At 63.5% G+C, this 24,592-nt stretch carries 22 protein-coding genes; 14 read left to right on the forward strand and 8 right to left on the reverse strand.

Translation table 11 applies throughout. The features are described from left to right. Position 1: 1 nt before the first annotated feature. Positions 2–1,096 (reverse strand): LPS export ABC transporter permease LptF, encoded by a 1,095-nt coding sequence (gene lptF, locus M52SOB_RS11530; protein ID WP_131111947.1) that lies wholly within the window; start codon positions 1,094–1,096, stop codon positions 2–4. A gap of 101 nt (positions 1,097–1,197) precedes the next feature. On the opposite strand from lptF, the gene M52SOB_RS11535 reads away from it, so the two are divergent. The 8 genes from M52SOB_RS11535 to M52SOB_RS11570 all read left to right on the forward strand — a co-directional run bounded on the left by M52SOB_RS11535 (position 1,198) and on the right by M52SOB_RS11570 (position 10,726). After that, entirely contained in the window at positions 1,198–2,739 is a 1,542-nt protein-coding gene (locus tag M52SOB_RS11535; protein WP_172601827.1) for a leucyl aminopeptidase, read from the forward strand. Between the two features lie 11 nt (positions 2,740–2,750). After that, positions 2,751–3,218, forward strand: coding sequence for a DNA polymerase III subunit chi (locus tag M52SOB_RS11540; protein ID WP_131111948.1), 468 nt, complete (start codon positions 2,751–2,753; stop codon positions 3,216–3,218). After that, a complete protein-coding gene (locus M52SOB_RS11545; protein WP_131111949.1) occupies positions 3,197–3,574 on the forward strand; it encodes a hypothetical protein in 378 nt (125 codons plus the stop codon). Before M52SOB_RS11540 ends, M52SOB_RS11545 begins: the two co-directional genes overlap by 22 nt. After that, entirely contained in the window at positions 3,549–6,344 is a 2,796-nt protein-coding gene (locus tag M52SOB_RS11550; RefSeq protein WP_131111950.1) for a valine--tRNA ligase, read from the forward strand. The genes M52SOB_RS11545 and M52SOB_RS11550 overlap by 26 nt, the downstream gene beginning before the upstream one ends. 81 nt (positions 6,345–6,425) lie before the next feature. Continuing rightward, positions 6,426–8,018: an ArnT family glycosyltransferase gene (locus M52SOB_RS11555; protein ID WP_131111951.1), complete on the forward strand. Its 1,593-nt coding sequence runs from the start codon at positions 6,426–6,428 to the stop codon at positions 8,016–8,018. Continuing rightward, positions 8,015–8,845, forward strand: a complete 831-nt coding sequence (locus tag M52SOB_RS11560; RefSeq protein WP_131111952.1) for a phosphatase PAP2 family protein — start codon at positions 8,015–8,017, stop codon at positions 8,843–8,845. The genes M52SOB_RS11555 and M52SOB_RS11560 overlap by 4 nt, the downstream gene beginning before the upstream one ends. After that, complete coding sequence (locus M52SOB_RS11565) at positions 8,842–9,795, forward strand: glycosyltransferase family 2 protein (protein WP_131111953.1); 954 nt, start codon at positions 8,842–8,844, stop codon at positions 9,793–9,795. Before M52SOB_RS11560 ends, M52SOB_RS11565 begins: the two co-directional genes overlap by 4 nt. 7 nt (positions 9,796–9,802) lie before the next feature. Then, positions 9,803–10,726: a lysylphosphatidylglycerol synthase transmembrane domain-containing protein gene (locus M52SOB_RS11570; protein WP_172601828.1), complete on the forward strand. Its 924-nt coding sequence runs from the start codon at positions 9,803–9,805 to the stop codon at positions 10,724–10,726. 155 nt (positions 10,727–10,881) lie between these two features. Here M52SOB_RS11570 and M52SOB_RS11575 read toward each other — a convergent pair whose 3' ends face one another. From M52SOB_RS11575 to M52SOB_RS11605, 7 genes are all read right to left on the reverse strand, one after another. Further along, entirely contained in the window at positions 10,882–11,769 is an 888-nt protein-coding gene (locus M52SOB_RS11575; RefSeq protein WP_131111955.1) for a hypothetical protein, read from the reverse strand. Positions 11,770–11,848: 79 nt separating this feature from the next. After that, on the reverse strand, positions 11,849–13,114 hold the full coding sequence (locus tag M52SOB_RS11580) for an OmpP1/FadL family transporter (RefSeq protein WP_131111956.1): 1,266 nt from the start codon (positions 13,112–13,114) through the stop codon (positions 11,849–11,851). A 167-nt stretch (positions 13,115–13,281) separates the two neighbouring features. Next, positions 13,282–13,776, reverse strand: a complete 495-nt coding sequence (dsrE2, locus tag M52SOB_RS11585) for a sulfur carrier protein DsrE2 (protein ID WP_131112529.1) — start codon at positions 13,774–13,776, stop codon at positions 13,282–13,284. A 283-nt stretch (positions 13,777–14,059) separates the two neighbouring features. Next, the gene (locus tag M52SOB_RS11590; protein ID WP_126446824.1) at positions 14,060–14,287 is read right to left on the reverse strand and encodes a sulfurtransferase TusA family protein; all 228 of its coding nucleotides are present in this window, start codon (positions 14,285–14,287) and stop codon (positions 14,060–14,062) included. Positions 14,288–14,391: 104 nt separating this feature from the next. Then, entirely contained in the window at positions 14,392–15,369 is a 978-nt protein-coding gene (locus tag M52SOB_RS11595; RefSeq protein WP_131111957.1) for a dimethyl sulfoxide reductase anchor subunit family protein, read from the reverse strand. Between the two features lie 14 nt (positions 15,370–15,383). Then, complete coding sequence (locus M52SOB_RS11600) at positions 15,384–16,115, reverse strand: 4Fe-4S dicluster domain-containing protein (protein ID WP_131111958.1); 732 nt, start codon at positions 16,113–16,115, stop codon at positions 15,384–15,386. Further along, positions 16,112–18,994, reverse strand: coding sequence for a molybdopterin oxidoreductase family protein (locus M52SOB_RS11605; protein WP_284155096.1), 2,883 nt, complete (start codon positions 18,992–18,994; stop codon positions 16,112–16,114). Before M52SOB_RS11605 ends, M52SOB_RS11600 begins: the two co-directional genes overlap by 4 nt. Positions 18,995–19,112: 118 nt before the next feature. Between M52SOB_RS11605 and M52SOB_RS11610 the strand changes: the two genes are divergently transcribed. From M52SOB_RS11610 to M52SOB_RS11635, 6 genes are all read left to right on the forward strand, one after another. After that, entirely contained in the window at positions 19,113–19,529 is a 417-nt protein-coding gene (locus tag M52SOB_RS11610) for a hypothetical protein (RefSeq protein ID WP_284155097.1), read from the forward strand. A gap of 163 nt (positions 19,530–19,692) precedes the next feature. Further along, a complete protein-coding gene (locus tag M52SOB_RS11615; RefSeq protein ID WP_131111959.1) occupies positions 19,693–19,893 on the forward strand; it encodes a hypothetical protein in 201 nt (66 codons plus the stop codon). Then, on the forward strand, positions 19,874–20,218 hold the full coding sequence (locus M52SOB_RS11620; RefSeq protein ID WP_172601830.1) for a type II toxin-antitoxin system PemK/MazF family toxin: 345 nt from the start codon (positions 19,874–19,876) through the stop codon (positions 20,216–20,218). The genes M52SOB_RS11615 and M52SOB_RS11620 overlap by 20 nt, the downstream gene beginning before the upstream one ends. Next, positions 20,215–20,730 (forward strand): metallophosphoesterase family protein, encoded by a 516-nt coding sequence (locus tag M52SOB_RS11625; protein ID WP_131111961.1) that lies wholly within the window; start codon positions 20,215–20,217, stop codon positions 20,728–20,730. The genes M52SOB_RS11620 and M52SOB_RS11625 overlap by 4 nt, the downstream gene beginning before the upstream one ends. A 308-nt stretch (positions 20,731–21,038) precedes the next feature. Next, positions 21,039–22,322, forward strand: coding sequence for a CoB--CoM heterodisulfide reductase iron-sulfur subunit A family protein (locus tag M52SOB_RS11630; RefSeq protein ID WP_131111962.1), 1,284 nt, complete (start codon positions 21,039–21,041; stop codon positions 22,320–22,322). A gap of 2 nt (positions 22,323–22,324) precedes the next feature. Beyond that, positions 22,325–24,580: a hydrogenase iron-sulfur subunit gene (locus tag M52SOB_RS11635; RefSeq protein ID WP_131111963.1), complete on the forward strand. Its 2,256-nt coding sequence runs from the start codon at positions 22,325–22,327 to the stop codon at positions 24,578–24,580. Positions 24,581–24,592 lie beyond the last annotated feature (12 nt).

The raw sequence follows: 24,592 nt of genomic DNA on the forward strand, positions 1-24,592 counted from the left end.
TTCAACCCCGCAGCAGACGCCAGGGCGAAAACACCGCCAGGCGTTTCCAGAACGACGCGATCAGCAGGACGAGCATCAGCACATGCACCGTCCAGGCGCCGGCGGCGAAGGAAATGCGCCCTTGCGCCACCCAGGCCTGACTGACCGAGAGCAGGTTGTTGTAAATCATGAAGGTCAGCAAGGCGAAGATCAGGTTGTTCGTACGCCCGGCACGCGGATTGACGAAGGATAGTGGAATCGCCAGCAAGGCTAGCACCAGCGCCGACAGAGGTTGGCCGATCCGCCACACCAGCTCGCCCAGGTTGGCGGCGCTGGGCTCCTGCAGCAGCGCCCAGGTCGACAGGCTCCTGGCCGATTTCTCGATGCGGCCCGAATCCTCCGCGGCCTCGATGCGCACCGCATAGCGGTCGAAGGCCATCAGGCGATATTCCGCTTGTCCGGCGGTGCCTTCATAGCGCCGGCCACGAGTGAGGACGATGAACTTGTCGCCGTTTTCCGCGACCTCGACATGACCCTGCGCAGCCGCCACGACGCCCTGCCGACCATGTTGCACCAAACTGATGAAGATATTCCTGACCTGATCCGGCTGACCGTCGGTCTCCGGAACCGATTCGACGAAAAACACCCGGTCGCCGCGCGCCGATTCATTGAAAGCGCCCGGTGTGACACGCGCCAGATCGTCGCGCCGATCCATGCGCTGCACGTATTCCGAGCGCTTGTCGATCGCCCAGGGGGCCAGGAACAACGCCAACACGGCGATCACCAACGTCACCGGCAAGGCGAAACGCAGTACCGGTCTTACCCAGGCCGTCAGCGGCACGCCGGAAGAAAACCAGATCACCATCTCGGAATCACGATAACCCCGCGATAGGGTGAGCAAAATCGACACGAACAGCGTCAGCGACAACACCACGGGCAGGTATTGCAGCGCACCGAAACCGAGCAGCGCGGCGACGGCCTCGGAAGCCGTGCCACCGCTCGCGGCGGTTTTGAGCAAGCGGATCAGCTGGACGGAGAGAAGAATGGCGAAAAGGGCGACAAAAACCGCGCTGGCGGTTTGCGCAAACTCGCGTTGGGCGGCTCGCCGGAAAATCATTGCTGCGGATCGAGGGGGAAATTTGCGGATCTTCGTTCTTGGCGCCGAAAATGCCGGAAAATTGCTTAAACTTCGCTTTTTTCCATTTCCAGGAGCCTACGGTGGAATTTAGCATAAAGAGCGGAAACCCGGAAAAGCAGCGTACGGCCTGTGTCGTCGTCGGGGTTTTCGAGCCTCGCAAGCTTTCCCTGCCCGCGGAATTGATCGACAACGCGGCCCGCGGCTATCTTTCCGAACTGTTGCGGCGCGGTGACATGGAAGGCAAGGCGGGCACGACGCTGCTGCTGCACAAGGTGCCGGGCACGGAGGCCGACCGCGTGCTGCTCGTCGGTCTGGGCAAGGAACGCGAATTCCGTGAAAAAGAATATCGCAACGCCATCACCACGGCGGTGCGCACCCTGAATGAAACCGGCGGTTTCGACGGCACGCTGTACTTGACCGAGCTGGCGGTCAAAAAACGTGATGTCGCCTGGCGCGTGCGTCAGGCGGTGATGGCCGTCGAAGAGACGCTCTATCGCTTCGACCAGATGAAGTCGAAAAAAGACGAAGTTCGCCGACCGCTGCGCAAACTGACTTTCTGCGTCGAACGGCGCAGCGAACTCGCCGCCGCTGAACAAGCCCTGCTCGAAGGGCAAGCCATCGCCGCCGCGATGCAATTGATGAAAAACCTCGCCAATCTGCCGGGCAATGTCTGCACGCCGACTTACCTTGCCGAGCAGGCGCGAACCCTGGCCGGCGAGCACGGGCTGGAAATCGAGGTGCTCGGCCGCGAAGAGATGGAACGGCTCGGCATGAATGCGCTCCTGGCGGTGGCCAAGGGCTCGAAGGAGCCGCCGCAGTTCATCGTCCTGAAATACCACGGCGGCAAGGCGAACGACAAGCCGATCGTGCTGGTCGGCAAGGGGGTCACCTTCGATACCGGCGGCATTTCGCTCAAGCCGCCGCAGGACATGGACGAGATGAAGTTCGACATGTCGGGCGCCGCCAGCGTGCTGGCCACGATCAAGGCCGCGGCGCAGATGAAACTGCCGCTCAACGTCATCGCCGTGGTGCCCACCGTCGAGAACATGCCGGGCGGCGGCGCGAGCCGTCCGGGCGACATCGTCACCTCGATGTCCGGCCAGACCATCGAGATCCTCAATACCGATGCCGAAGGGCGCCTGATCCTCTGCGATGCGCTGACCTACGTCGAACGCTTCGAACCCGACTGCGTGATCGACGTCGCCACGCTCACCGGCGCCTGCGTGATCGCGCTCGGCCACGTCGTCAGCGGACTGCTCGCCAACCACGACAGCCTGGCGCACGAACTCATCGATGCCGGCAATGCCGCCTGGGATCGCGCCTGGCAGCTCCCCTTGTTCGAGGATTATCAGGAGCAGTTGAAGAGCAACTTCGCCGACATGGGCAACATCGGCGGCCGACCCGCCGGCACCATCACCGCCGCCTGTTTCCTGTCGCGCTTCACGAAGAAATACGACTGGGCACACCTCGACATCGCCGGCACTGCCTACAAGAGCGGCAAGGAAAAGGGTTCGACCGGTCGGCCGGTGCCGCTGCTGACCCATTTCCTGCTGGAACGGGCGGCGAAAGCCGAGACTGGCGGCTCACGGAAAGTCGGCGCTGACGGGACGGCACGGAAGTAGCCGATCAGGCGATGACACGCATCTTCTTCCTGCACGGCGCGGCCGATCGCATCCAGTCGACCGCGCAATGGCTGCAGCGCGTCTGGACGGAGCGCGCCATAGCGCCGGCTGCCCGCCCGGCGGTGCTCGTCTATGCCCCCGCGGTCGAGGATGCCGAGCGGCTCGACCGCCTGCTATGGACGCAACCGGCACTTTCCTTCGTGCCGCATTGTCGTGCCGATTCGTCGCTCGCAGGCGAGACCCCGATCCTGATCGCCGAGCGGCTCGACGACCCGCCATTCGATACCTGCCTCGTCAATCTGAGCAACGAGCTGCCAGCGGCGTTTTCGCGCTTCGACTTTCTCGTCGAGGTCGTTTCGACTGCCGATGCGGACCGCCTGCCGGCGCGGGAACGCTTCAAGTTTTACCGCGACCGCGGTTATCCGATCGAGAACCACGACGTTTCCACGGGAATGCAATGCGCGCCGATGATGATCTGATCACGCAGGCCGATGCGTTGATGCGGCGTTACCGCAGCTTCGTCGCCCGGCCGGTGAGTCCACCGCCTGCAGAACCCGCCCCAGTTTCTGCCGCCGAGACAGCCGAAACCATTCCGCTGCTGACGGAGGTCGTTTCCGATACCGCCACCGGCCCGCTGGATCCCGACGCCTTGTTGGCGCCCTTGCAAGGCGAACTGGAAACCGCGCTCGCCGCCTGGCTCGACCAGGCCCTGCCCACGGCGCTCGCCGCAGCCACCCCGCAGCTCCTCGCCGCGCTGGAGGCCGACGCACGCCAGACCCTGTTGCCGAATTTGCTCGAAACACTGAAACATGGAATCACTCGCCAAAAGCTTTGAACCCGCCGGCATCGAACGCCGCTGGTATCCGCTCTGGGAGTCGCGCGGCTACTTCGCCGCCGGCCTCGACACCACCAAGAAAGACAATTTCTGCATCCTGCTGCCGCCGCCCAATGTCACCGGCACGCTGCACATGGGACATGGCTTCAACCAGTCGATCATGGACTGTCTGGTGCGCTACCACCGCATGCGCGGCGCCAACACCCTCTGGCAGCCGGGCACCGACCATGCCGGCATCGCGACGCAAATCGTCGTCGAGCGGCAACTGGACGCACAGGGCATCTCGCGCCACGATCTGGGTCGCGAGAAGTTCCTCGAAAAGGTCTGGGAATGGAAAGCCTATTCGGGCGGCACGATCACGCAGCAGATGCGGCGGCTCGGCGCTTCGTGCGACTGGGGCCGCGAGCGCTTCACGATGGACGCGGGGCTCTCCAAGATCGTCACCGAGACCTTCGTGCGCCTCTACCGCGAAGGACTGATCTACCGCGGCAAACGGCTGGTCAACTGGGACCCGAAGCTGCTCACCGCGGTCTCCGATCTCGAAGTCGTCAGCGAGGAAGAAGACGGCTTCATGTGGGAGATTCGTTATCCGTTCGTCGAGGGTGAAGGCGCGCTGGTCGTCGCCACGACGCGGCCGGAAACCCTGCTCGGCGACGTCGCCGTTGCCGTGCATCCCGAAGACGAACGTTACCGGCGCCTCATCGGCAAACAGGTGCATCTGCCGCTCACCGGCCGGACGATCCCGATCATCGCCGACGCCTACGTCGACCGCGAATTCGGCACCGGCTGTGTGAAGATCACCCCGGCGCACGACTTCAACGACTGGCAGGTCGGCCACCGGCACGGGCTCGTGCCGATCAACATCTTCACGCTCGATGCGCGCATCAACGAGCACGGTCCAGAAAAGTATCGCGGCCTGGACCGTTACGCAGCCCGTCAGGCCATCGTCGCCGACCTCGAAACGGCAGGCCTGTTGGTCTCGGTGAAACCCCACAGGCTGATGGTGCCCAGAGGTGACCGCACCGGCGCGGTGATCGAGCCGATGCTCACCGACCAGTGGTTCGTCGCCATGACGAAGCCCACGGCGGATGGCAGGAGCATCGCGCAGAAGGCGCTCGACTGTGTCGCCAGCGGCGAGATCAAGTTCGTGCCCGAGAACTGGGTGAATACCTACAACCAGTGGCTGACCAACATCCAGGACTGGTGTATTTCAAGGCAGCTGTGGTGGGGCCATCAGATTCCCGCCTGGTATGGCGACGATGGCCGCATCTGGGTCGCGCATGACGAGGATGAAGCCTACCGGCTCGCCCGCGCCGAGGGTTACGACGGCGGACTGACGCGCGATCCCGACGTGCTCGATACCTGGTATTCATCGGCCTTGTGGCCGTTTTCGACGCTCGACTGGACGCCCGAGTATCCGGCCAAGTCGAATCCGGCGCTCGATCTGTATCTGCCCTCCTCGGTGCTGGTCACCGGCTTCGACATCATCTTCTTCTGGGTCGCGCGCATGGTGATGATGACCAAGCACATCACCGGCAAGATTCCCTTCAAGCACGTCTATGTGCATGGCCTGATCCGCGATGCCGAAGGCCAGAAGATGAGCAAGAGCAAAGGCAACGTGCTCGACCCGATCGACCTCGTCGACGGCATCGATCTGGAAACCCTGGTCAGGAAACGCACCACCGGGCTGATGAACCCGAAGCAGGCCGAAGCGATCGAAAAGCGCACGCGCAAGGAATACCCGAATGGGATTCCGGCTTTCGGCGCCGACGCACTGCGCTTCACCTTCCTTTCGCTCGCCAGTCCCGGCCGCGACATCAAGTTCGACATGCAGCGTTGCGAGGGCTACCGCAACTTCTGCAACAAGCTGTGGAACGCGACGCGCTTCGTGCTGATGAACTGCACAGGCAAGGATGTCGGCCTCGATGAAGCGCTGCCGCTCGACTTCTCCCCTGCCGACCGCTGGATCGTCAGCCTGTTGCAGCGCGTGGAAGCCGAAGTCGCCAAACATTTCGCCGACTACCGCTTCGACCTGCTCGCCAAAGCGATCTACGAGTTCGTTTGGGACGAATACTGCGACTGGTATCTCGAACTCGCCAAGGTGCAGCTGGCCAATGGCACCGAGGCGCAGCAGCGCGCCACGCGCAGGACGCTGGTGCGCGTCTTGGAAACCGTGCTGCGCCTCGCCCACCCGCTCATCCCGTTCATCACCGAGGAACTTTGGCAGCACCTCGCCCCCCTGGCCGGAAAATCCGGCGAAACGATCATGCTCGCGCCCTACCCGCAAGCCGACGAAAGCAAAATCGACACGGAGGCAGAGGAGTGGATGGCGACTCTGAAGGCCCTCGTTTCCTCGTGCCGTGCTCTGCGCGGCGAAATGAATCTCTCGCCGGCACAGAAAGTGCCCTTGATCGGCGCTGGCGACACGGCACGGCTGACCGCCTACGCCCCCTATCTCGCTCAGCTTGCCAAGCTCTCTGCGGTGAAGGCGGTCGAGACGCTGCCGGATTCCGAAGCCCCGGTGCAGATCGTCGGCGCTTTCCACCTGATGATCGAGATCGAGATCGACGTCGCCGCCGAGAAGGCGCGCCTCGACAAGGAAATCTCCCGTCTCGAAGGCGAAATCGCCAAATGCGAGAAGAAGCTCGCCACGCCGAGCTTCGTCGAACGCGCGCCGGCCATGGTGGTGGCGCAGGAGCGTGAGCGGCTGGCGGGCTTTTTGGCCACGCTGGAGAAGGTGCGCAGCCAGCGCGCACGCCTGCCGGCATGAGGCCGGACGGCTAGCGGGCGCGGCAGCCGCGGGCAGGGTTTCACTGCCCGCAGGCGGCGCGCGCCGCAAGGCGCACGAGACATGCAGACAACGACCAACACCCCTCCCTTCGAGCCCAGCGAGCACAAGAGCACCCACCGCGAGGGGGGCGAAGGGGGGCGGCCTTTCTTGCTGCTGTTGCTTTGCGCGGCAGGGTTGAGCTTTTTCGTCGGCCTGTCGGCCACGCCGTTGATCGACCTCGACGAGGGGGCGTTCACCGCGGCGACGCAGGAGATGTTCGCGCGCGGCGATTTCCTCGCCACCTATCTGAACGGTGAGCCGCGCTATGACAAGCCGATCCTGATCTACTGGCTGCAGGCCGCGGCGGTGGCGTTCTTGGGCTTTTCCGAATTCGCGCTGCGCCTGCCTTCTGCGCTGATGGGACTGACGTCGATGCTGTTCGCCTGGCATTTCGCGCGTCGGCTGTTTGATGCCGAAACCGCGGCCTTCGCCGCGCTGGTGACGGCCACCGCGATGGGCCCCGCACTGGTCGGCCGGCTGGCGATCGCCGATGCGCTGCTCGATGCCAGCCTTGCCGCTGCGGTGTTCTGGCAATACCTGTGGCTGCGCGAGGGTCGCCCGCGTGACCTGTTCATCGCCTGGGCGGCGATGGGCTTCGGTTTCCTCGCCAAGGGGCCGGTCGCGGTCATCCTGCCGCTGGCCGCATTGTTCCTGCATTGCGCGGCGAGCCGGCGCTGGCGTGATTTCTTCGTCTTCGTCACGCGCTGGCGCGCCTGGCTCCTCTGGGCGGCCATCGCCCTGCCGTGGTATGTCGCCGTCACCTGGGTGAAAGGGCCGGGCTTCGTCGAAAGCTTCTTCCTGCGCCACAACGTCGGCCGCTTTTCCGGCGCGATGGGCAGCCATCACGCCTACGGCCTGCTCTACTACCTTCCCGTCGCGCTGCTGGTCACCTTACCTTATACGGGCCTGCTGTTCTCCGTCGGCACCCGCCTGCGCGCCCTCTGGCGCGACGATTTCGCCCGTTACGCGCTGATCCTGTTCGCGCTGGTGTTCGTGCTGTTCTCGCTTTCCGTGAACAAGCTGCCGCATTACCTGCTCTATGGCACTGCCGCACTGTGGGTCCTGCTCGGCCGCGCGCTGCGCGCGGCGCGCTCACCCTGGCTGCTGCTGCCCGCGCTCGTGATGTTCGTCGGTGCGCTGTTCGTGCCCGATCTGCTCGAAGCGCTGCGTCCGCGCGCCAACCCCTATTACCAGACGATGTTCATTGACCTCGACGCGCACTTCGGCCTCGGCTACCGCCTGCCGCTGCTGGCCGCCACGCTGCTGGTTGCCGTGATGATGATCGAGCGGCGTGTCACGGTTTCGGTCAAGCTCGCCGTCACGGGCGTCATCGCGGCCTATTGCCTGTCCTGGGTCTTTCTGTCGGCGCTGGGCGGCGTACTGCAGCAGCCGATCAAGCAGGCCGGACTGATCGCGCGCGAGATCGACGCGCCGCTGGTGATGAGCGGCCTCAACACGCCGAGCTTCGGCGTCTATGCCGGCCGCGTGGTCGAACGGCGCCTGCCGCGCGCCGGCGATGTGGTGCTGACGCGCGCCGATCAGCTCGCGGCCTTGCCGTCCCACGAACTGCTCTACCGTAGCAAGACCATCGCGCTGGTGAGAATCCTCCCATGAGCGCCTGCCTCGATACAGCCATCGTCGCGCTGCACCGCTGGCGTGAAATGCCCGCCGGCCCGCTCCCGGCCCGCCTGTTCGCCCCGCGCGTCTGGATGCTGCCGCTCCTGGCCCTTTTCGCGGCAGCGTGGCTTACGCTCACGGGCACGATCGTGCCCTCGTTTCTCGCCGTGAATGCCGCGACCCGTGTGCTGCCCGACGACTTCTGGGCGGGCATGACTGCGCTGGGCGACACGCTGCCGGCCTGCGCGATTTTGCTGCCGCTCGTCGCGCGCCGTCCCGATGCGGCGGCGGCCGCTTTGATCACCGTGTTGGTCGCATCGATCGCCAGCCATCTGCTCAAATATGGGCTGGCGATGCCGCGCCCGGCAGCCGTCCTCGACCCTGGTCTGTTCCACTTCGTCGGGCCGCGCTTGAGCGGCCGCGCGATGCCTTCCGGCCATTCCACCGCGGCCTTCGCGGTCGTCGCGCTCGTCGGCGGCCACACGCTGCGCTGGCGTGCCTGGCTGCCCATGATCGCGCTCGCCATGCTGATCGCCCTCTCCCGGCTCGCCGTCGGCGCGCACTGGCCGACCGATGTCTTGGTCGGCGCCGCGCTCGGCTGGCTGTCCGGCTTCGTGGGCTTGCATCTGGCCGCCTGCTGCCGGCGCTGCCGCACGCGTCTGCTCCACTGGCTGACGCTTGCGCTCTTCATCGGCGGCGCGCTCTGGTTGCTGACCGGCTTCGACAGCGGCTACGCCAGCGCGCGCTGGCTGGAACGCACCGTCGCCAGCGGCGCGTTGCTACTATTCGTCCTCTCGCTCTTCACCCAGCGTCGTCTGCCATGAACCCCGCCGTCTCCGTCGTCATTCCCATCTACAACGAAATCGAGAACCTCGACGAGCTCGTCGCCCGTCTCGAAACCGCGCTCGCCGGCCTGGATTTCGAGGCGCTGCTCGTCGATGACGGCTCGAAGGACGGTACCGGCGTGCGGCTCGCCGAGCTCGCCGCGACGCGCCCCTGGCTCAAGCCGATCTATCTGGCGAAGAACTACGGCCAATCCACGGCGATGCAGGCGGGCTTCGACGCAGCACGCGGCGAAGTGATCGTCACCCTCGACGGCGACCTGCAGAACGATCCGGCCGACATTCCGCGCCTTTTGAAAATGCTCGAGGAAGATCCCGAGGTCGATATCCTCTCCGGCTGGCGTAAAGCGCGCCAGGATGCGGCGATCAAGCGCAAGCTGCCCTCGCGCATCGCCAACGGCCTGATCTCGAAAGTCACCGGCGTGCATCTGCACGACTATGGCTGTTCGCTGAAGGTCTATCGCCGCACGGCGCTGGCCAATGTGCGCCTCTATGGCGAGCTGCACCGCTTCGTGCCGGCGCTCGCCGCCCAGTTCGGCGCCCGCGTCAAGGAAGTCGTCGTCTCCCACCACCCGCGCACGCGCGGTACCTCGAAATACGGCATCGACCGCACCCTGCGCGTGATCCTCGACCTGCTGCTGGTGCAGTTCATGTCGCGCTATCTGCAACGACCGATCCAGTTCTTCGGCGGCATCGGCATGGCCCTCGCCTTGCCCGGCGGCGCGATCCTCGCCTACCTCGCGGTGCTCAAGTTCATGGGTGAAAACATCGGCGGCCGTCCCCTGCTGCTGTTGGGCATCCTGCTCCTGTTGATGGGCGTGCAGCTCGTCGGCATGGGCCTGCTCGGCGAGATCATGGTGCGCATCTACCACGAGCCGGCCGGCCGGGCGCACTATCTGTTGCGCGAGGCGCCGCGTCCACCCACGAAGTGATCCGGGCGTGATCGACAAAGCAAAACGCCTCGGCAAGCTCCTGCTGCGCTCATCCGTCTCGGCCGCCCTGCTCGGCGCAATCCTCTGGGCGATCGATGGCAGCGGCTTGTGGAGCCGTCTCGCCAGCGCCGATTTTCGCTGGTTCCTGCTCGCCGTGCTGCTCGGCATCCTCGCCAATGTCGTATCGGCATGGCGCTGGTTCGTCATCGCCCGTCATCTCGGCCTCGCGGCCTCCGCAGGCGTATTGCTGACCGCCTACGGCAAGGGGGTCACGCTCAACACGCTGCTGCCGGGCGCCACCCTCGGCGGCGATGCCTACCGTGCGATCGCCCTGCAGAAACTCGGCAACCCGATGTTGAAAGCCGCCGCCTCGGTCGCACTCGACCGCCTCTCGGGTCTGTGGGCGCTGTTCGTGCTCTCCTGGTGCGCCTGGCTCGCGCTCGTCATCCTGCCGGATGCCGAGGTCGGCCAAACGACGCGGCTGATGCACCTCGCGATTCTCCTCGCCGCGGTGCTCGTACCCTTCGCCGCCCGTGCGCTCGGGCGGGCGCTGCCGCTCGATCCGCACAAATTTCCGGCCCGTCTGCTGCGTCTGTTGGCGGAAACGGCGCGACTGGCGCAGCTTACCTTCGTTTCCTCGCTCATCGTCCAGCTCGCCACCATCGCCGCGCTGTGGGCCGCGCTCACCGCCATCGCCGCCGAGGTGCCGCCGCTCTATCTGTGCGCAATCGCCGCCCCGGTGTTCTTCGCCACCGCGCTGCCGGTATCGATCGGCGGCTACGGCACGCGCGAAGCGGCCCTCGCCGCTTACTGGGCCGCGGCCGGCCTGCCGGTCGAAGCCGCCGTCGCCGGCGCCCTGCTGCACGGCCTCGCCGTCACGCTGCAGGGCGCCCTGTGGGCGCCGCTGTTCCTGTTCGACCGCGGCAAATAGAAGCCCCTACGAAGACTTTGCGCAGGGCCGCCCCGAGCCAACGCGGCGCGTACCCATGGCACAACCCGCGATGGAGCCGGCTGATCAGACCCTCATGGTCGCGAGCGCAGCGAGCCTGTTTAGCCCCCCCGCGACGGGGGCGAAGGGGGGCGGGTTTATTGCGTCTTGCCCTCGTAGGCGCCGCCCGCCACCTTGGCCATCATGCCCTGGTTGCTGTCCGGGTGTGAGCCGATCTTCATGAACTGGAACATGCCCAGATCCGGCCAGGCCAGCGCCGTGCGGTAACGCGCGAACAGCGCATACGCCTTGTTGTCGACGACGAAGATCTCCCACGGCAGCGCGGCGATGTGCTCGGCGCCGATCTTGTTCACCCACCAGCCTTCGCCGTCTTCGGGATCGTTGGTCGCCACGCCGAACACGGCGAGCTTTTTCTCCGGCATCACGATCTCATAGACCTTGGCGGTCTTGGCGACGCCCTTGCCAAGATTGTCGCGGATCGTCTTCACCGCCTCGTCGAAGCCGCCGGGATAGGTTTTGAGTTCGCTCTTGTCGTCGAAGCGCTCCATGCCGGCCATGTAGCGATAGCCCGGCAGGTCTTCCGCCTTCACCTCGCCGCCGAAGGGCTTGCCGCTGCCGAGTGCCTGCGCGAGCTTGCCCGCTGCCGCCTTCACCGCGCCTTCAGCCTTGCCGTAGTCGTTGCGCAGGAAGGCACGCTGCCAGTATTCGAGATTCAGATACGACACGGTGCCATCGGCCTTGACGCCGACGCGGATCGGCACGCCGACGATCGCCTTGCCGCCGACCTGCGTCAATGCCGACGTCAGGCCGGGTTCGGTGACGACGATCGAACCGTGCCCGGCAATGCCCGGCGGCGTATGCCGGCCGACGACCGTGAAGCCGGCCGCGGTGAGCTTCTGCTCGGCGGCCGCCATCGCGGTCTTGAGATCTCCGCCCGGCACCTTGTCGCCGTAGAAATAGGGCTGCAGCGCATGGGCGAGGAATGAAACGAACGCGAGCAGCGCGCCCAACAGGATTTTTTTCATGTCTCCTCCGTGAGTATGGATTTTTGTCGTGGTTGAAAAAAAGGCCGGCGAGGCCGGCCTTTTTCGCGTTGCAAACCAATCAGAAGTTCATGCGCACCGAAACGGTGACCGCGGTCTGGGAGTGATCGGTTTTTTGGGTCGTGGCATTGACAGGCATGAGAGCAGGATTAGGAGTTGGCATCGTAGCCATCACGGATGTAATAGTGCCTGTATTGATGGTCTTCGAAACCTCACTGGCATACACCACGGCGAAATCAAGCGAGCTGTTCTTACCGATGTTCATGCCACCACCAAAGGTAAAGTGGTTCTCGACGATCGCCGGGAAGAACATGTTGTTGAACATGTTGATTGCCTGATTCGAATAGCCGGTCATGCTTTGTGCATCAGGCAATTTCTTGATCGGATCCTTGCCGTAGTTGTAGCCGGCGCCGAGCCACCAGCCATTGCCGCTGTATTTCACACCCAGGCCGAAGATGTCCTGATCATCCCAGTTGAAGGTCTTGTAGCCGTCGGCCTTGCTCCAATTGACCCGCTTGTAGTCGGCGGTCAGCAGCCAGGGGCCCGTCGTATAGGCGACACCGAGCTTGATCTCTTCCGGCTGTGTCAGCTTGTTGGAGGTCACGGTACCCATACCGTTCGGACCAATGCCAAAGCCATCCGCCGCCGTCGTCAGCTGGTCCTTGTAAGTCATGGCGATTTCGGACTGATATGTGACACCGACGGTGAAATCCTTGGTGACGTCATAGTAAGCGCCGAGATTGACACCATAGCCAAAATCGGATGAATTACCGTTGCCGACGGTACCGCTAGGTGTCTTGTAGTTCAAATCGAGCGCGCCATATTGAATCGCCAAGGCAGCTCCCAAGCCGAAATTGCCGTTGTTGTAGGCGACGGACGGCACGAACTTCATCATCTGCAGGTTCGAGTAAGCGTGGAACAACCCGTCATTGCCACGGTAATCCACGCCCATACCGGAAGTACCGTACATCCCTAGGCCGAACGTCCAGTTATTGTTCAGGCGATTGGCCAGCGACACTTCAGGAATCGCGAAAAAGTCGGCATCACTGGTCTTGCTGGCAACGGTCCCCGGCATCGCAATATCTGTCGAAGCCTTGACATCCGGCATGAAAGCGGTGCCGGCGATCGAGAATTCGGTTCCCTTCATCTTGCCGAGCAGCGCCGGGTTGGTCAGTGTGTTTTCGGCGCCGAAGAATGCTGCTGTTCCGGTGCCGCCGAGCGCGCGTGACATTGCGCCCAAGCCGATCAGATTGTCTCCATTGGTCGCGAAAGCCGGTGCGGAAAGGCCGGCGATGGCGAGGAGTGCGGCGATTTTTTTGAGTTTCATTGAGTCCCCCGATGGTTGGTCTGTTGTAAAAAACTAGCGTATCAATTCGGTTGCCGAAGGCAATTTATGACGTGCCGGACGGGGCTGGCAAGCCTCTTCCTTCCTGCCAGCCGGATGGTCCGCTTTGTCGTTGCATCGACACGACAAATAAGTAGATGCTGATTTACTCAAATGAACAGCGTCACATCCGCCTTCTGCGCGACCGGCAGGAAGGAGGCAGCGCCGACATAGTCCATGCCTTCGATGAAGTCGTCATGACTGAAGCCGAACAGCTCGACGGTCATCTGGCAGACGACGAACTTGACGCCGGCTTCCTGCGACAGCGCGCGCAGCTCCTCGATGCTGGCGACACCGTTGTTCTTGATGGTCTGCTGCATCAGGCTGGTGGCCAAGCTCTCGAAGCCCGGAATGTTGGCCTGGATGATGTTCGGGATGTTCCAGTTGATGCTCTTGAACCAGTCCGGACCGAAGGGCATCTTCATCGGCATGCCCGGGTTGCCCAAGGGGCTCACCTTCAGATCGGAGACGTCCTTCTTGACGAGGTTCAGGCCATAGAAGGTGAAAAAGACGGTGACATCCCAGCCCAGCGCGGCAGCGGTGGAGGCCAGGATGAAGGGCGGATAGGCCCAGTCCAGCGTGCCCTTCGTGGCGATGATCGCCATCGACGGCGTTTTCGATTCTTCGCGTTCGGCGAGCAGCGCTTCCAGCTTCTGCGGCAGCAGCTCGTCGAGCTTTTGGTTGATCAGGGCTTCTATTTCGGCAGCATTGCTCATGCTTTCCTCCTTGCGGCTTTGCGAGCGGGCGATGATGCACCACATCGCGGCGCAGCATCGAAACAAACTTGTTTATGTGGGCATTGAATAAATAAAGTCAGAGCGCCCTCGGGCGCTCTGCTTTTTTGCGACGCCGTCCTGCCAGCGCCGACTTTCCGGCCGAGGCTGCGGCTTACTTGCGCTTGATGTAGAACTCGAATTCCTTGTTGTTCTCGGCGCTGGAGAGCAGCTCGTTGCCGGTCTGCTTGGCAAAGGCCGCGAAGTCCTTCACGGAGCCCGGATCGGTGGCGATGATGCGCAGCACCTGGCCGCTTTGCATTTCGCCCAGCGCCTTCTTGGCACGCAGAATCGGCAGCGGGCAGTTGAGGCCGCGGGCATCGAGTTCGCGATCGAAATTCATTGTCTATCCTCCGATGAGTTGTGGGTGGTTGGAATTACAGCGACTAATGATATAGCCCATTCGTCTTGGCGGCAATCGCAGAAACTTATCGAAATCGAGGCAGATCAAGCGACGGACTGGTAATACAGATTTTGCGGATGGTTGGCCTGGGCAAAGAAGAACCAGCGCTCCGCCAGCAGGCCGAGATACTGGATGACGAAAGCAATCAGCAGCACACCGCCGGCCATCATCGACATTCCCATGCCAAGCAGGATGATGGGCGCGACGAAGGCCAGCAGCAGAAACAGCCATTTCACGGCACGCAATAGCGCAGGTTTCTGGCCATGGAAGAACTCGCGCGTGTTGAAGCTGCCGCCCATCAGGCCCATGCTCTTTTGCACGATCCGTGGATGCTTGATGCCGATCGCGGTTTGCAGGGTCGACTTGGGCTTCAGCCGCGCATTGCGGATCAGCGTCGCCGACCGGCCCACCAGGCCGAGGAAGGTGATGATCATCGCCCAGCCCGCCAGCAGGGGCATCACAGCGGGCGCCAGCATCGCAGCGAGCGCCGCACCCAGGCTGAAACCCGACGCGCCGCCGAGCAGGATGTAATTGATCACGGTGAGCGGCGTATGCCATTCGCGCAGGAACTTCAGACAGGCATAGATCATGCCGGTGCAGATGTAGAGCGCGAAGGCCAGCAACCAGGCAATCGAGCCGAGCACCGCCGTGAGATTGACCGGCGCGCCGCTCGGCAGCGTCGCCAGCACCGGATTGAAGCCCGCCCAGTGGGCGGCGCCGTAGAGGAAGACGGTGCCCATGAAGGCTGGCAACACGATCACTTCGCGCGACAGCCACGAGGTGCGCCACTTCGCCGCCGCGCGCCAGGCGCGCTCGGGATGGCCGAGATGGAAGAACGACGCCACCAGCCCCAGCGCCAGCAGCACCAGCGCGACGAAACTGCCGAAAGCATAGAACTCGTCGGACTGCGCCGGCAGCAGGCCGAAGGCCGCGTAGGACTCGACGGTGAACAGCGCCAGGAACAGCCCCTGACCGGCGCCGATCAGCGTGGTGAGAAAAATGACGGAAAACGCAGGATGCATCGGGATGTTTCTCCTTACCAGCTCGTGACGTCGTCGAGCGCGGGCTCGGCCTTCTCCGGCCTGGGCAGCTGACGGTCGATCTTGAGCGGATTGTCGGCGCGCTCGAGTTCATCCTCCCGGATCCTGAGCTTGGTCTTGCGCCGCGGCAGGTAGTGGTTGGCCGGCTGCGTGCCCCATTCGGGCATCAATTGATAGCCGCCGTTTTCGCGGATCGCGCGCGAGACCTCCGACTCGGGGTCGTGGATGTCGCCGAACAGGCGCGCGCCGGTCGGACAGGCGCGCACACAGGCGGGGCGCCGCTCTTCGGCCGTCATCGTCGTGTCATAGATGCGATCGACGCACAGCGTGCATTTCTTCATCACCTTCTGGTGCTCGTCGAGCTCGCGCGCGCCATAGGGGCAGGCCCACGAGCAATATTTGCAGCCGATGCACTTGTCGTAGTCGACGAGGACGATGCCGTCCTCCTTGCGTTTGTAGGAAGCGCCGGTCGGACAGACCGGCACGCAGGGCGGCTCCTCGCAGTGGAGACAGGATTTCGGGAAATGCACCGTCTCGGTGTGCGGAAATTCGCCGACCTCGAAGGTCTGCACGCGGTTGAAGAAGGTGCCGGTCGGATCCTTGCCATAGGGGTTCAAATCGACCAGCGGGCCGGCCGCGCCGGAAGTGTTCCACTCCTTGCAGTTGGTGACGCAGGCATGGCAGCCGACGCAGACATTGAGGTCGATCACGAGCGCGAGTTGAGTCATGGGTTTTTCCCCGCAAAGTAGTTCCAGATCGACTTGCGCTCCGGCTGGCCGGGATAGGGTTTGAGCGGCGCGAACTGCGGCTCCGTCCGTGCCGTCTCGCCAGCGCCGACTTCCGCCTTGTAGATTCTGACACGCACGTCATACCACGCCGCCTGGCCGGTGATCGGGTCGGAGTTGGAGACGCGCCGCGCATTTGCCTGGGAGCCGCGCTCGCAGGAAGGCAGCTCTTCCGAGATCAGGTGGTTGAGCAGGAAGCCGCGCTGCGATTCGTTGGCGTCCGGCGTCAGGCCCCAGGCGCCAGCCGCCTTGCCGATGGCGTTCCAGGTCCAGACCGTGCCCGGCTCGACCGCCTCGGAATGCTTGGCCATGCACTTGACCTTGCCCCACTGCGATTCCACCCAGATCCAGTCGCCGTCCTCGATGCCGTTCACGCGCGCCGTGTGCGCATTCACGTAGAGCAGGTTGTGGGCGTGGATCTGCCGCAGCCAGGCGTTCTGCGAATCCCAGGAGTGGTACATGGCCATCGGCCGCTGCGTGATCGCCGCGAGCGGGTACTTGTGCTTGTCGGTGGCCTGCGCTTCGAGCGTGTCGTAATAGAAGGGTAGCGGATCGAAGAAGGTTTCGACGCGCTTCGCCAGATGCGCCGGCGGTTTCCGGGAAAAGCCCTTGCCCTGCGCGGCCTGGCGGAAGCGCATCAGCACCTCGGAGTAGATGTTGATCAGGATCGGCTCGGCGTAGCGCGTGATGCGGTTGCGCTGGCTCCACTCCAGATAGCCCTGGTTCCAGTTCCTCATGTACTGGTAGCTCTTCGGCAGCTCGTAGTGGAAGACGCAGTTGTTCTTCGCATACATCTCCCACTGGTTCGGGTTCGGCTCGCCGCGCAGCGACTTCTCGCCGCCCTTGCCGCGCCAGCCGGCCAGAAAGCCGATGCCGGAGCCCGGCTCGGTCTCGAAATTGACGATGAAGTCCGGATAGTCGCGGTACTTGCGCTGGCCGTCCTTGGTGGTGAAGGCCGGCAGCTTCAGGCGCGAACCGAGCTCGATCAGCACTTCCTGGAAGGGCTTGCATTCGCCGGTCGGCGGCAGCACGGGGATGCGCACCGAATCGACCGGGCCGTCGAATTCCGAGATCGGCCGGTCGAGGATCGACATCACGTCGTGGCGCTCGAGATAGGTCGTGTCCGGCAGGATCAGGTCGGCGAAGGCCGTCATCTCGGACTGGAAGGCATCGGCCACGACGATGAACGGGATCTTGTAGTCGCCGTTCTCGTCCTTGTCGTTCAGCATTTTCCGCACCTCGACGGCGTTCATCGTCGAGTTCCAGGCCATGTTGGCCATGAAGATCAACAGCGTGTCGATCTTGTAGGGGTCGCCGCGCCAGGCGTTGGTGATGACGTTGTGCATCAGGCCATGCACCGACAGCGGATACTCCCAGGAAAAGCCCTTGTCGATGCGCACCGGGTTGCCTTCGTCATCGACGAACAGATCGTCGGGATCGGCCGGCCAGCCCAGCGCCATGCCATCGAGCGGCTTGTTGGGCTGCACGGCATTCGGGTGGTTCGGCGTGCGCGCGCACGGCGGGATCGGCCGCGGGAAGGGCACCTTGTGGCGGAAGCCGCCGGGACGGTCGATGGTGCCCAACAACGACATCAGGATGCCCAGCGCGCGGATGGTCTGGAAGCCGTTCGAGTGCGCCGCCAGTCCGCGCATGGCGTGGAAGGCCACCGGGTTGCCGGTGACGGTGTCGTGTTCCTTGCCCCAGGAATCGGTCCAGGCGATCGGCAGCTCGATGCGCTGGTCGCGGGCGGTCACGCCCATCTCGTAGGCGAGGCGGCGTATGGTGTCGGCCGGGATGCCGGTGACGCCTTCGGCCCACTCGGGCGTGTAGTCCTTGACGCGGTCCAGCAGCAACTGGAATGCGGGCTTGACCGGCGTGCCATTCAGATTGAACTCGCCGAGCAGGCAGGGATCGGCCCCTTCGGCATGGGTCACCACCGCCTTGTTGGTCTTGCGGTCCCACCACAGCTTGTCCTGCGGGTCGTAGCAGGCTTCTTCCTCGGGCACCTCGGTGCGCAGGAACATGCCGAACTCATCGTCGTTTTCGTCGCAATTGACGAGCTGGCCGGCATTCGTGTAGCGGACGATGAAGTCGCGGTCATAAAGCCCCTTCTCGATGATCTCGTGGATCACCGCGAGCAGGAAAGCGCCGTCGGTGCCCGGCCGGATCGGCACCCACTCGTCGGCGATCGCCGAGTAACCGGTGCGCACCGGGTTGATCGAGACGAAACGGCCGCCATTGCGCTTGAACTGCGAGATCGCGATCTTGAGCGGATTCGAGTGGTGATCCTCGGCGGTGCCGATCATCACGAAGAGTTTCGCACGGTCGAGGTCCGGACCGCCGAACTCCCAGAACGAGCCGCCGATCGTGTAGATCAGCCCTGCCGCCATATTGACCGAGCAGAAGCCGCCATGCGCCGCATAGTTCGGCGTACCGAACTGGCGCGCGAACAGGCCGGTCAGCGCCTGCATCTGGTCGCGGCCGGTAAACAGCGCGAACTTCTTCGGATCGGTCGCGCGGATCTTGCCGAGGCGCTCTTCGAGGATCGCGAAGGCCTCGTCCCACGAAATCGGCTCGAACTCGCCGGCGCCGCGCTCGGCTCCGGCCTTGCGTTTGAGCGGACGGGTGAGCCGCGCCGGCGAATACTGCTTCATGATGCCGGATGAGCCCTTGGCGCAGATCACCCCTTTGTTCAACGGGTGATTCGGGTTGCCGTCGATATAGCGCACCTCGCCATCCTTGAGGTGTACGCGGATACCGCAGCGGCAAGCGCACATGTAGCAGGTCGTGTTTTTGACTTCCTGCACGGAATTTTCTTTCACTCTGTTGGGCTCCTGATTATTAGGGTTTGGTGATATTCTCGCAGCCTGCCAAGCTTGCTACAAGGTGGTAATTTTTATTGTTTGATAAGCAGATCGAGAATCATCCGGGAGAGATGCCATGCCCCGCCCCATCAAGCCCTTCAGCGCCAGAGAAAAACACCTGATCAGTCAAACCCTGCTCGAACGCTTCGGGCATGCCGTGCCGCTGCAACCGGTCGATGCCGAATTGCAGCTCAACTTGCTCAAGGAAGAATTCGCCCTCTGCCCTTCGATCATGTGGAAGGAAAACGGCGCCAATTTCATCGTCTTCAAGACCGGCGACGAGCTTTTCCGCTGCCTGTTCTACTACAACGAGGCGATGCTGTTCGGCACCGGTAAGGACGAATACGACAACCTCGGCGACTGTGTCGTGACGCTGCTGCAGGTGCACGCCGACCAGGAAGAGCAAAGCCGCAAGATTCGCAACGCACTCAACTCGATCGACTTCTCCAAGGCCAACGACGGCGAGGAGTATCATGGCCCGCTGATCGTCTGATAGCTTGTGAAAAATTCTGCTGCGCTTGCCATCTTGGGGTCGGGCGGTGCTCGCCATCCTCATGTATTTCCATATACATTCCGGTGGCTGCGCTCCGGCCTCCCCCAACCTGGCTGCGCTCGCGACGAATTTTTTCGCAAGCTTTGACGCGACATACTGCTCGATGAAGATCGCCGATGAAGTTGCCCAGCTGACCGCCAGCCTACCCGAGCCTCTCGCCCGCGAGGTGCTCGATTTCGTCCGTTTTCTGCGTCTCAAGGAACGCAACGAATGGGGCGACTGGATGGACGCACAAAGCGCATCGCTGCGTCATGTCTGGGACAATCCGGAAGACGAGGCATGGAATGACTTACCGTTGCGGTGACATCGTCGTCGTGCCTTTTCCTTTCACCGACCTCTCTGCATCCAAACGGAGACCTGCCTTGCTGATCCAGCCGCTCGGTGAATATGGAGACTGGTTGTGCCTGCCGGTGACTTCGCAGGGCGCCCACCCGGCTTCTCTTCCCCTGCGCGAAACCGATTTCGTCGACGCACCCTTGCCTCGCCCGAGCTGGATCCGACTCAACCGCCCCACGATTCTGAACGATTCGCTGATGCTCGGCCGCGCCGCCACGCTGCGGACAGAAATCCTGACGGATATCTCCCGCGCCTTTTGTACGACGTTCGGCTGCAAGCAGTTATTGGTATGAAAATCTGCATCGTCTCCGACAGCCACGACCGCGGCCCGCTGCTCGCCGAAGCAATCGCGCTGGCGAAGACCGAGGGCGCGGAAGCGGTGATCCATTGCGGCGACCTGATCGGCATCAATACGCTGAAGGCTTCGCTCAAGCTCGGCCTGCCGATCCATGCCGTGCATGGCAACAACCTCGGCGACCCGGTGGCGATCGCCAAGCTGGCCTGCCGCTCCGAGGGCCTGCTGCATTATCACGGCAACGATGCCGCGATCGAGCTCGGCGGCCGCAAGATCTTCATCACCCACTACCCGCACATCGGGCGCGCCTTCGCCTGCACCGGTGATTACGATCTCGTCTGCTGCGGCCACAGCCACGTGCCGGAAATCCGCCAGGAACCGAACGTCAAGGGCGGCAGCACCTGGCTCGTCAATCCCGGCACCGTCGCCGGCCTGGGCGCGCCGGAGGCCACCTGGGTCATGGGCGACCTGGCGACGCTGCAATTCGATCTTCGCGTCCTGCCGCGCTGAGCATAGGCGCTGGCGGAAATGAAGTCGCCCCGCCGGGCGCCTCCTTACCTCGGAAAGTCGGCGCTGGCGGGGCGGCACCCTTGCGGCGCTGCGGGTGCTGCAGCGCAACAGCAACAAAAGCTTCTATCAATCCATAGGAAGATTCTCGCGCCGATTTGATCTGGCGCATGATCCGGCGCGGAATTAGACGGCTACAATCGGCAACCGATTTTGGCGGCGCTCGACCCGTGGCGGTGTTTTCGGCCGAAGCCAACGAGCGAAGGCTGCCGAAGTTTCGTCCTGGCTGTACCCACTCAAACGGAGGCTTGATGACAGCTTCAATCGCAACCAACTCGACCATCCTGGTCGTCGGCGGCGGTATCGCTGGCATGACGGCGGCCCTCGAGGCGGCCGAATGTGGCAAGCAGGTGATACTGGCCGAAAAGACCCCTTCGCTGGGCGGCCGCACATCGATGCTCTACCGCTATTTCCCGAAGATGTGCCATCCGACCTGCGGTCTGGAAATCAACCTCAAGCGCATCAAGGGCAACCCCAACGTGCGTGTGATGACGATGACCGAAGTGGCAGCCGTCTCGGGCTCCCGCGGCGACTATACCGTCACGCTGAAGGTGAAGCCGCGCTATGTGAATGAAAACTGCACCGCCTGCGGCGAGTGCGGCAAGGCGGTCACTGCCGAAGTGCCCAATGCCTTCAACTACGGCCTCGACAAGGTCAAGGCGGCCTACCTGCCGCATGCCATGGCCTATCCGTTGCGCTATGTGATCGATCCGTCGATCGTCGGCACGGCCGAAGGCGAAGCCGCCAAAGCCGCCTGCAAATACGGCGCGGTCGATCTGACCATGCAGGAACAGACCATCGAGCTCAAGGTCGGCAGCATCGTCTGGGCCACCGGCTGGCATCCCTATGACGCCAACAAGATCCAGCCTTATGGTTACGACCGCTACGACAACGTGATCACCAGCCTCGAATTCGAGCGCCTGTGCGATCCGCGTGGCCCGACGGGCGGCAAGATCCTGCGACCCTCCGATGGCAAGGAAGCGAAGAACATCGCCTTCATCCAGTGCGCCGGTTCACGCGACGAGAACCATCTGCGTCACTGCTCGCGCATCTGCTGCATGGCGACACTCAAGCAGACCATGTATGTGCGCGAGATCGACCCCGAGGCAAAGTCGACCGTCTATTACATCGACATCCGCGTCATCGACCGCCTCGAAGACTTCTATCAGGACGTGCAGAAGGATCCGAACGTCAGCTTCGTCAAATCGAAGGTGGCGCGCATCGCGGTGAACGAAGCCAACGGCAACCCGATCCTGCATGGCGTCAACACCGAAGGCTATCACCGCTACGCCAACGAACACGACCTCGTCGTGCTGGCCGTCGGCATGGAGCCCGAAGTCGTCGGCGTCAAGCTGCCCGATGACATCATCCTCGACTCCTCGCAATTCATCGAAGGTTCGCAGAGCGGCGGCATGTTCGGCGCCGGGGCCGCAGCCAGCCCGCTGGACGTCAACCGCGCCGTGCAAAGCGCGACGGCGGCCGCCCTGCGCGCCGTCCAGGTCATCCACAAAACTGCTTCCACGGAGGCCGCGTAACCATGGCCGATAACAAATTCGCTGCTTACATCTGCTCCGGCTGCGGCATCGGCGACATCCTCGATGTCGCCAAGCTCGAAAGGGTTGCCAAAGTCGAAGGCAAGATGCAGATCATCAAGACCCATCCCTTCCTCTGCAACGAGGAAGGCGTGAAGATGATCCGCGACGACATCGCCAATGAAGGCGTCAGCCACGTCTGCATCGCCGCCTGCTCGCGGCGCGCCAAGACCGAGGCGTTCAATTTCACGAACGTCGCGCTCTCCCGCGCCAACCTGCGTGAAGGCGTGATCTGGGCGGTCGCGGAAGGTTCCGAGCACGACGAAGTGCGTCAGGAAATGGCCGAGGACTACATCCGCATGAGCTGTGCCGAGGTCAAGAAGATGACCCTGCCTGCCGGCAACGTCAAGGAGTCTTCGAGCAAGAAGATCCTCGTCGTCGGTGGCGGCATGTCCGGCATGACGGCGGCCCAGGCCGCGGCCGATGCCGGCTACGAGGTGGTGCTGGTCGAGAAGACCGGCCAGCTCGGCGGCTTCGCCAACCAGATGTGGAAGCGCATGCCATTTTCCATGCCTTACGCCGAACCGCAGCCGACCGGCGCCGCGGAACTGGCCGCACAGATCACCAGCAACCCGCGCATCAAGGTCTATCTCAATGCGACGGTCGCCGAAACCGCCGGCGCCCCGGGCCGCTTCAAGGTCAAGATCGCCGCCCTCAATGACCAAATGAGCGGCAACGTCAGCGAGGAGCTGTGCGGCGCGATCGTGCAGGCCTCCGGCTTCACGACCTACCCGATCGAGAAGCTGCCCGAGCTGGGCGGCGGTCAGCCGAACGTCGTCGACCAGGCCGGCCTCGAGGCCTTGGCGCGCGCCGCCAACGGCGGGCCGATCAAGCGTGCCGATGGCAAGGAGGTCAAGTCGGTCGTCTTCATCCAGTGCGCCGGCCAGCGTGACGATTCGGGCACCCACCTGCCCTACTGCTCCGGCCATTGCTGCGGCACCAGCATCAAGCAGGCGATCTACTTCAAGGACCAGAACCCGGACATCGACACCGTGGTTATGTATCAGGACCTGCGCGTGCCGGGCATGGGCGAGGACTTCTACCGCAGCGCGCAGAAGAAGGGCGTGATCTTCACCAAGGGCAAGGCCAGCAAGGTCACCGGCGGCGATACCTGTACGGTCGAATTCAAGGATCTGATCCTCGACGAGAACACCGCGACCCAAGCCGATCTGGTGGTGCTCGCCACCGGCCAGGTGCCGAATGCCGGCGTCAACCTCGACGAATGGACGGCCACCGTGACTGCCGCCGAGTCCGGTGACGAAGCGGCGAAGACCAAGAAGGCCGAGCTGCAGAAGATCTCCGTGCTCAACCTGAACTACCGCCAGGGCCCGGACATGCCGCAGCTCAAGTACGGCTTCGCGGATTCGCACTTCATCTGTTTCCCCTATGAGACCCGCCGCACCGGCATCTACGCCGCCGGCCCGATGCGCCGCCCGATGGACATGCATCAGGCCCAGGAAGACGCCACCGGCGCCGCGCTGAAGGCGATCCAGGCCGTCGAGAACGCCGCGCTAGGCCGCGCCGCGCATCCGCGCGCCTGGGACCTGTCATTTCCGAAGGCCCGTCTCGAAGGCTGCACGCAGTGCAAGCGCTGCACCGTCGAATGCCCGTTCGGCGCCATCGACGAGGACGAAAAGCGCTTCCCGGTGTTCAACGAGGAACGCTGCCGCCGCTGCGGCACCTGCATGGGCGCCTGCCCGGTGCGCGTGATCTCCTTCGAGAACTACTCCTGCGACACCGTCGGCATGCAGGTCAAGGCCGTCGAGGTACCGGACGAGGACGAAGAAAAGCCGCGTATCCTGATCCTCGCCTGCGAGAACGACGCCTACCCGGCGATCGACATGGCCGGCATGCAGCGCCATACCTATTCCGCCTTCGTGCGCGTCATCCCGGTGCGCTGCCTCGGCTCGGTCAATACCATCTGGATCACCGACGCGCTCAACTCCGGCTATGACGGCGTGATGATGATGGGCTGCCAGAAGGGCGAGAACTACCAGTGCCACTTCGTCAAGGGCTCGGAAATGGCCTATTACCGCCTCGGCAAGGTCGGCGACACGATGAAGGGCATGGGTCTCGAACCCGAGCGCATGCAGACCTATGAAATCGCCATCACCGATGGCGCGCGCGTCGCCAAGCTGATCAACGACTACGTCGCGCAGCTCAACGAGCTCGGCCCGTCGCCCATGAAGGGCTTCGGCTGATCCAAGGAGAGA

The organism is Sulfuricystis thermophila (assembly GCF_004323595.1).
Lineage (GTDB): Bacteria > Pseudomonadota > Gammaproteobacteria > Burkholderiales > Rhodocyclaceae > Sulfuricystis > Sulfuricystis thermophila.

Bases quoted from the DNA above. Each gene is read 5' to 3' on its own strand.
- M52SOB_RS11590 (WP_126446824.1), bottom strand. From the start codon at position 14,287: ATGAATTTCGATCGCGAACTCGATGCCCGCGGCCTCAACTGCCCGCTG.
- M52SOB_RS11545 (WP_131111949.1), top strand. From the start codon at position 3,197: ATGCGCGCCGATGATGATCTGATCACGCAGGCCGATGCGTTGATGCGG.
- M52SOB_RS11540 (WP_131111948.1), top strand. From the start codon at position 2,751: ATGACACGCATCTTCTTCCTGCACGGCGCGGCCGATCGCATCCAGTCG.
- M52SOB_RS11550 (WP_131111950.1), top strand. From the start codon at position 3,549: ATGGAATCACTCGCCAAAAGCTTTGAACCCGCCGGCATCGAACGCCGC.
- M52SOB_RS11630 (WP_131111962.1), top strand. From the start codon at position 21,039: ATGACAGCTTCAATCGCAACCAACTCGACCATCCTGGTCGTCGGCGGC.
- M52SOB_RS11555 (WP_131111951.1), top strand. From the start codon at position 6,426: ATGCAGACAACGACCAACACCCCTCCCTTCGAGCCCAGCGAGCACAAG.
- M52SOB_RS11620 (WP_172601830.1), top strand. From the start codon at position 19,874: ATGACTTACCGTTGCGGTGACATCGTCGTCGTGCCTTTTCCTTTCACC.
- lptF (WP_131111947.1), bottom strand. From the start codon at position 1,096: ATGATTTTCCGGCGAGCCGCCCAACGCGAGTTTGCGCAAACCGCCAGC.
- M52SOB_RS11635 (WP_131111963.1), top strand. From the start codon at position 22,325: ATGGCCGATAACAAATTCGCTGCTTACATCTGCTCCGGCTGCGGCATC.
- M52SOB_RS11560 (WP_131111952.1), top strand. From the start codon at position 8,015: ATGAGCGCCTGCCTCGATACAGCCATCGTCGCGCTGCACCGCTGGCGT.
- M52SOB_RS11595 (WP_131111957.1), bottom strand. From the start codon at position 15,369: ATGCATCCTGCGTTTTCCGTCATTTTTCTCACCACGCTGATCGGCGCC.
- M52SOB_RS11575 (WP_131111955.1), bottom strand. From the start codon at position 11,769: ATGAAAAAAATCCTGTTGGGCGCGCTGCTCGCGTTCGTTTCATTCCTC.
- M52SOB_RS11565 (WP_131111953.1), top strand. From the start codon at position 8,842: ATGAACCCCGCCGTCTCCGTCGTCATTCCCATCTACAACGAAATCGAG.
- dsrE2 (WP_131112529.1), bottom strand. From the start codon at position 13,776: ATGGCGATCATCGCCACGAAGGGCACGCTGGACTGGGCCTATCCGCCC.
- M52SOB_RS11610 (WP_284155097.1), top strand. From the start codon at position 19,113: ATGCCCCGCCCCATCAAGCCCTTCAGCGCCAGAGAAAAACACCTGATC.
- M52SOB_RS11600 (WP_131111958.1), bottom strand. From the start codon at position 16,115: ATGACTCAACTCGCGCTCGTGATCGACCTCAATGTCTGCGTCGGCTGC.
- M52SOB_RS11615 (WP_131111959.1), top strand. From the start codon at position 19,693: ATGAAGATCGCCGATGAAGTTGCCCAGCTGACCGCCAGCCTACCCGAG.
- M52SOB_RS11580 (WP_131111956.1), bottom strand. From the start codon at position 13,114: ATGAAACTCAAAAAAATCGCCGCACTCCTCGCCATCGCCGGCCTTTCC.
- M52SOB_RS11625 (WP_131111961.1), top strand. From the start codon at position 20,215: ATGAAAATCTGCATCGTCTCCGACAGCCACGACCGCGGCCCGCTGCTC.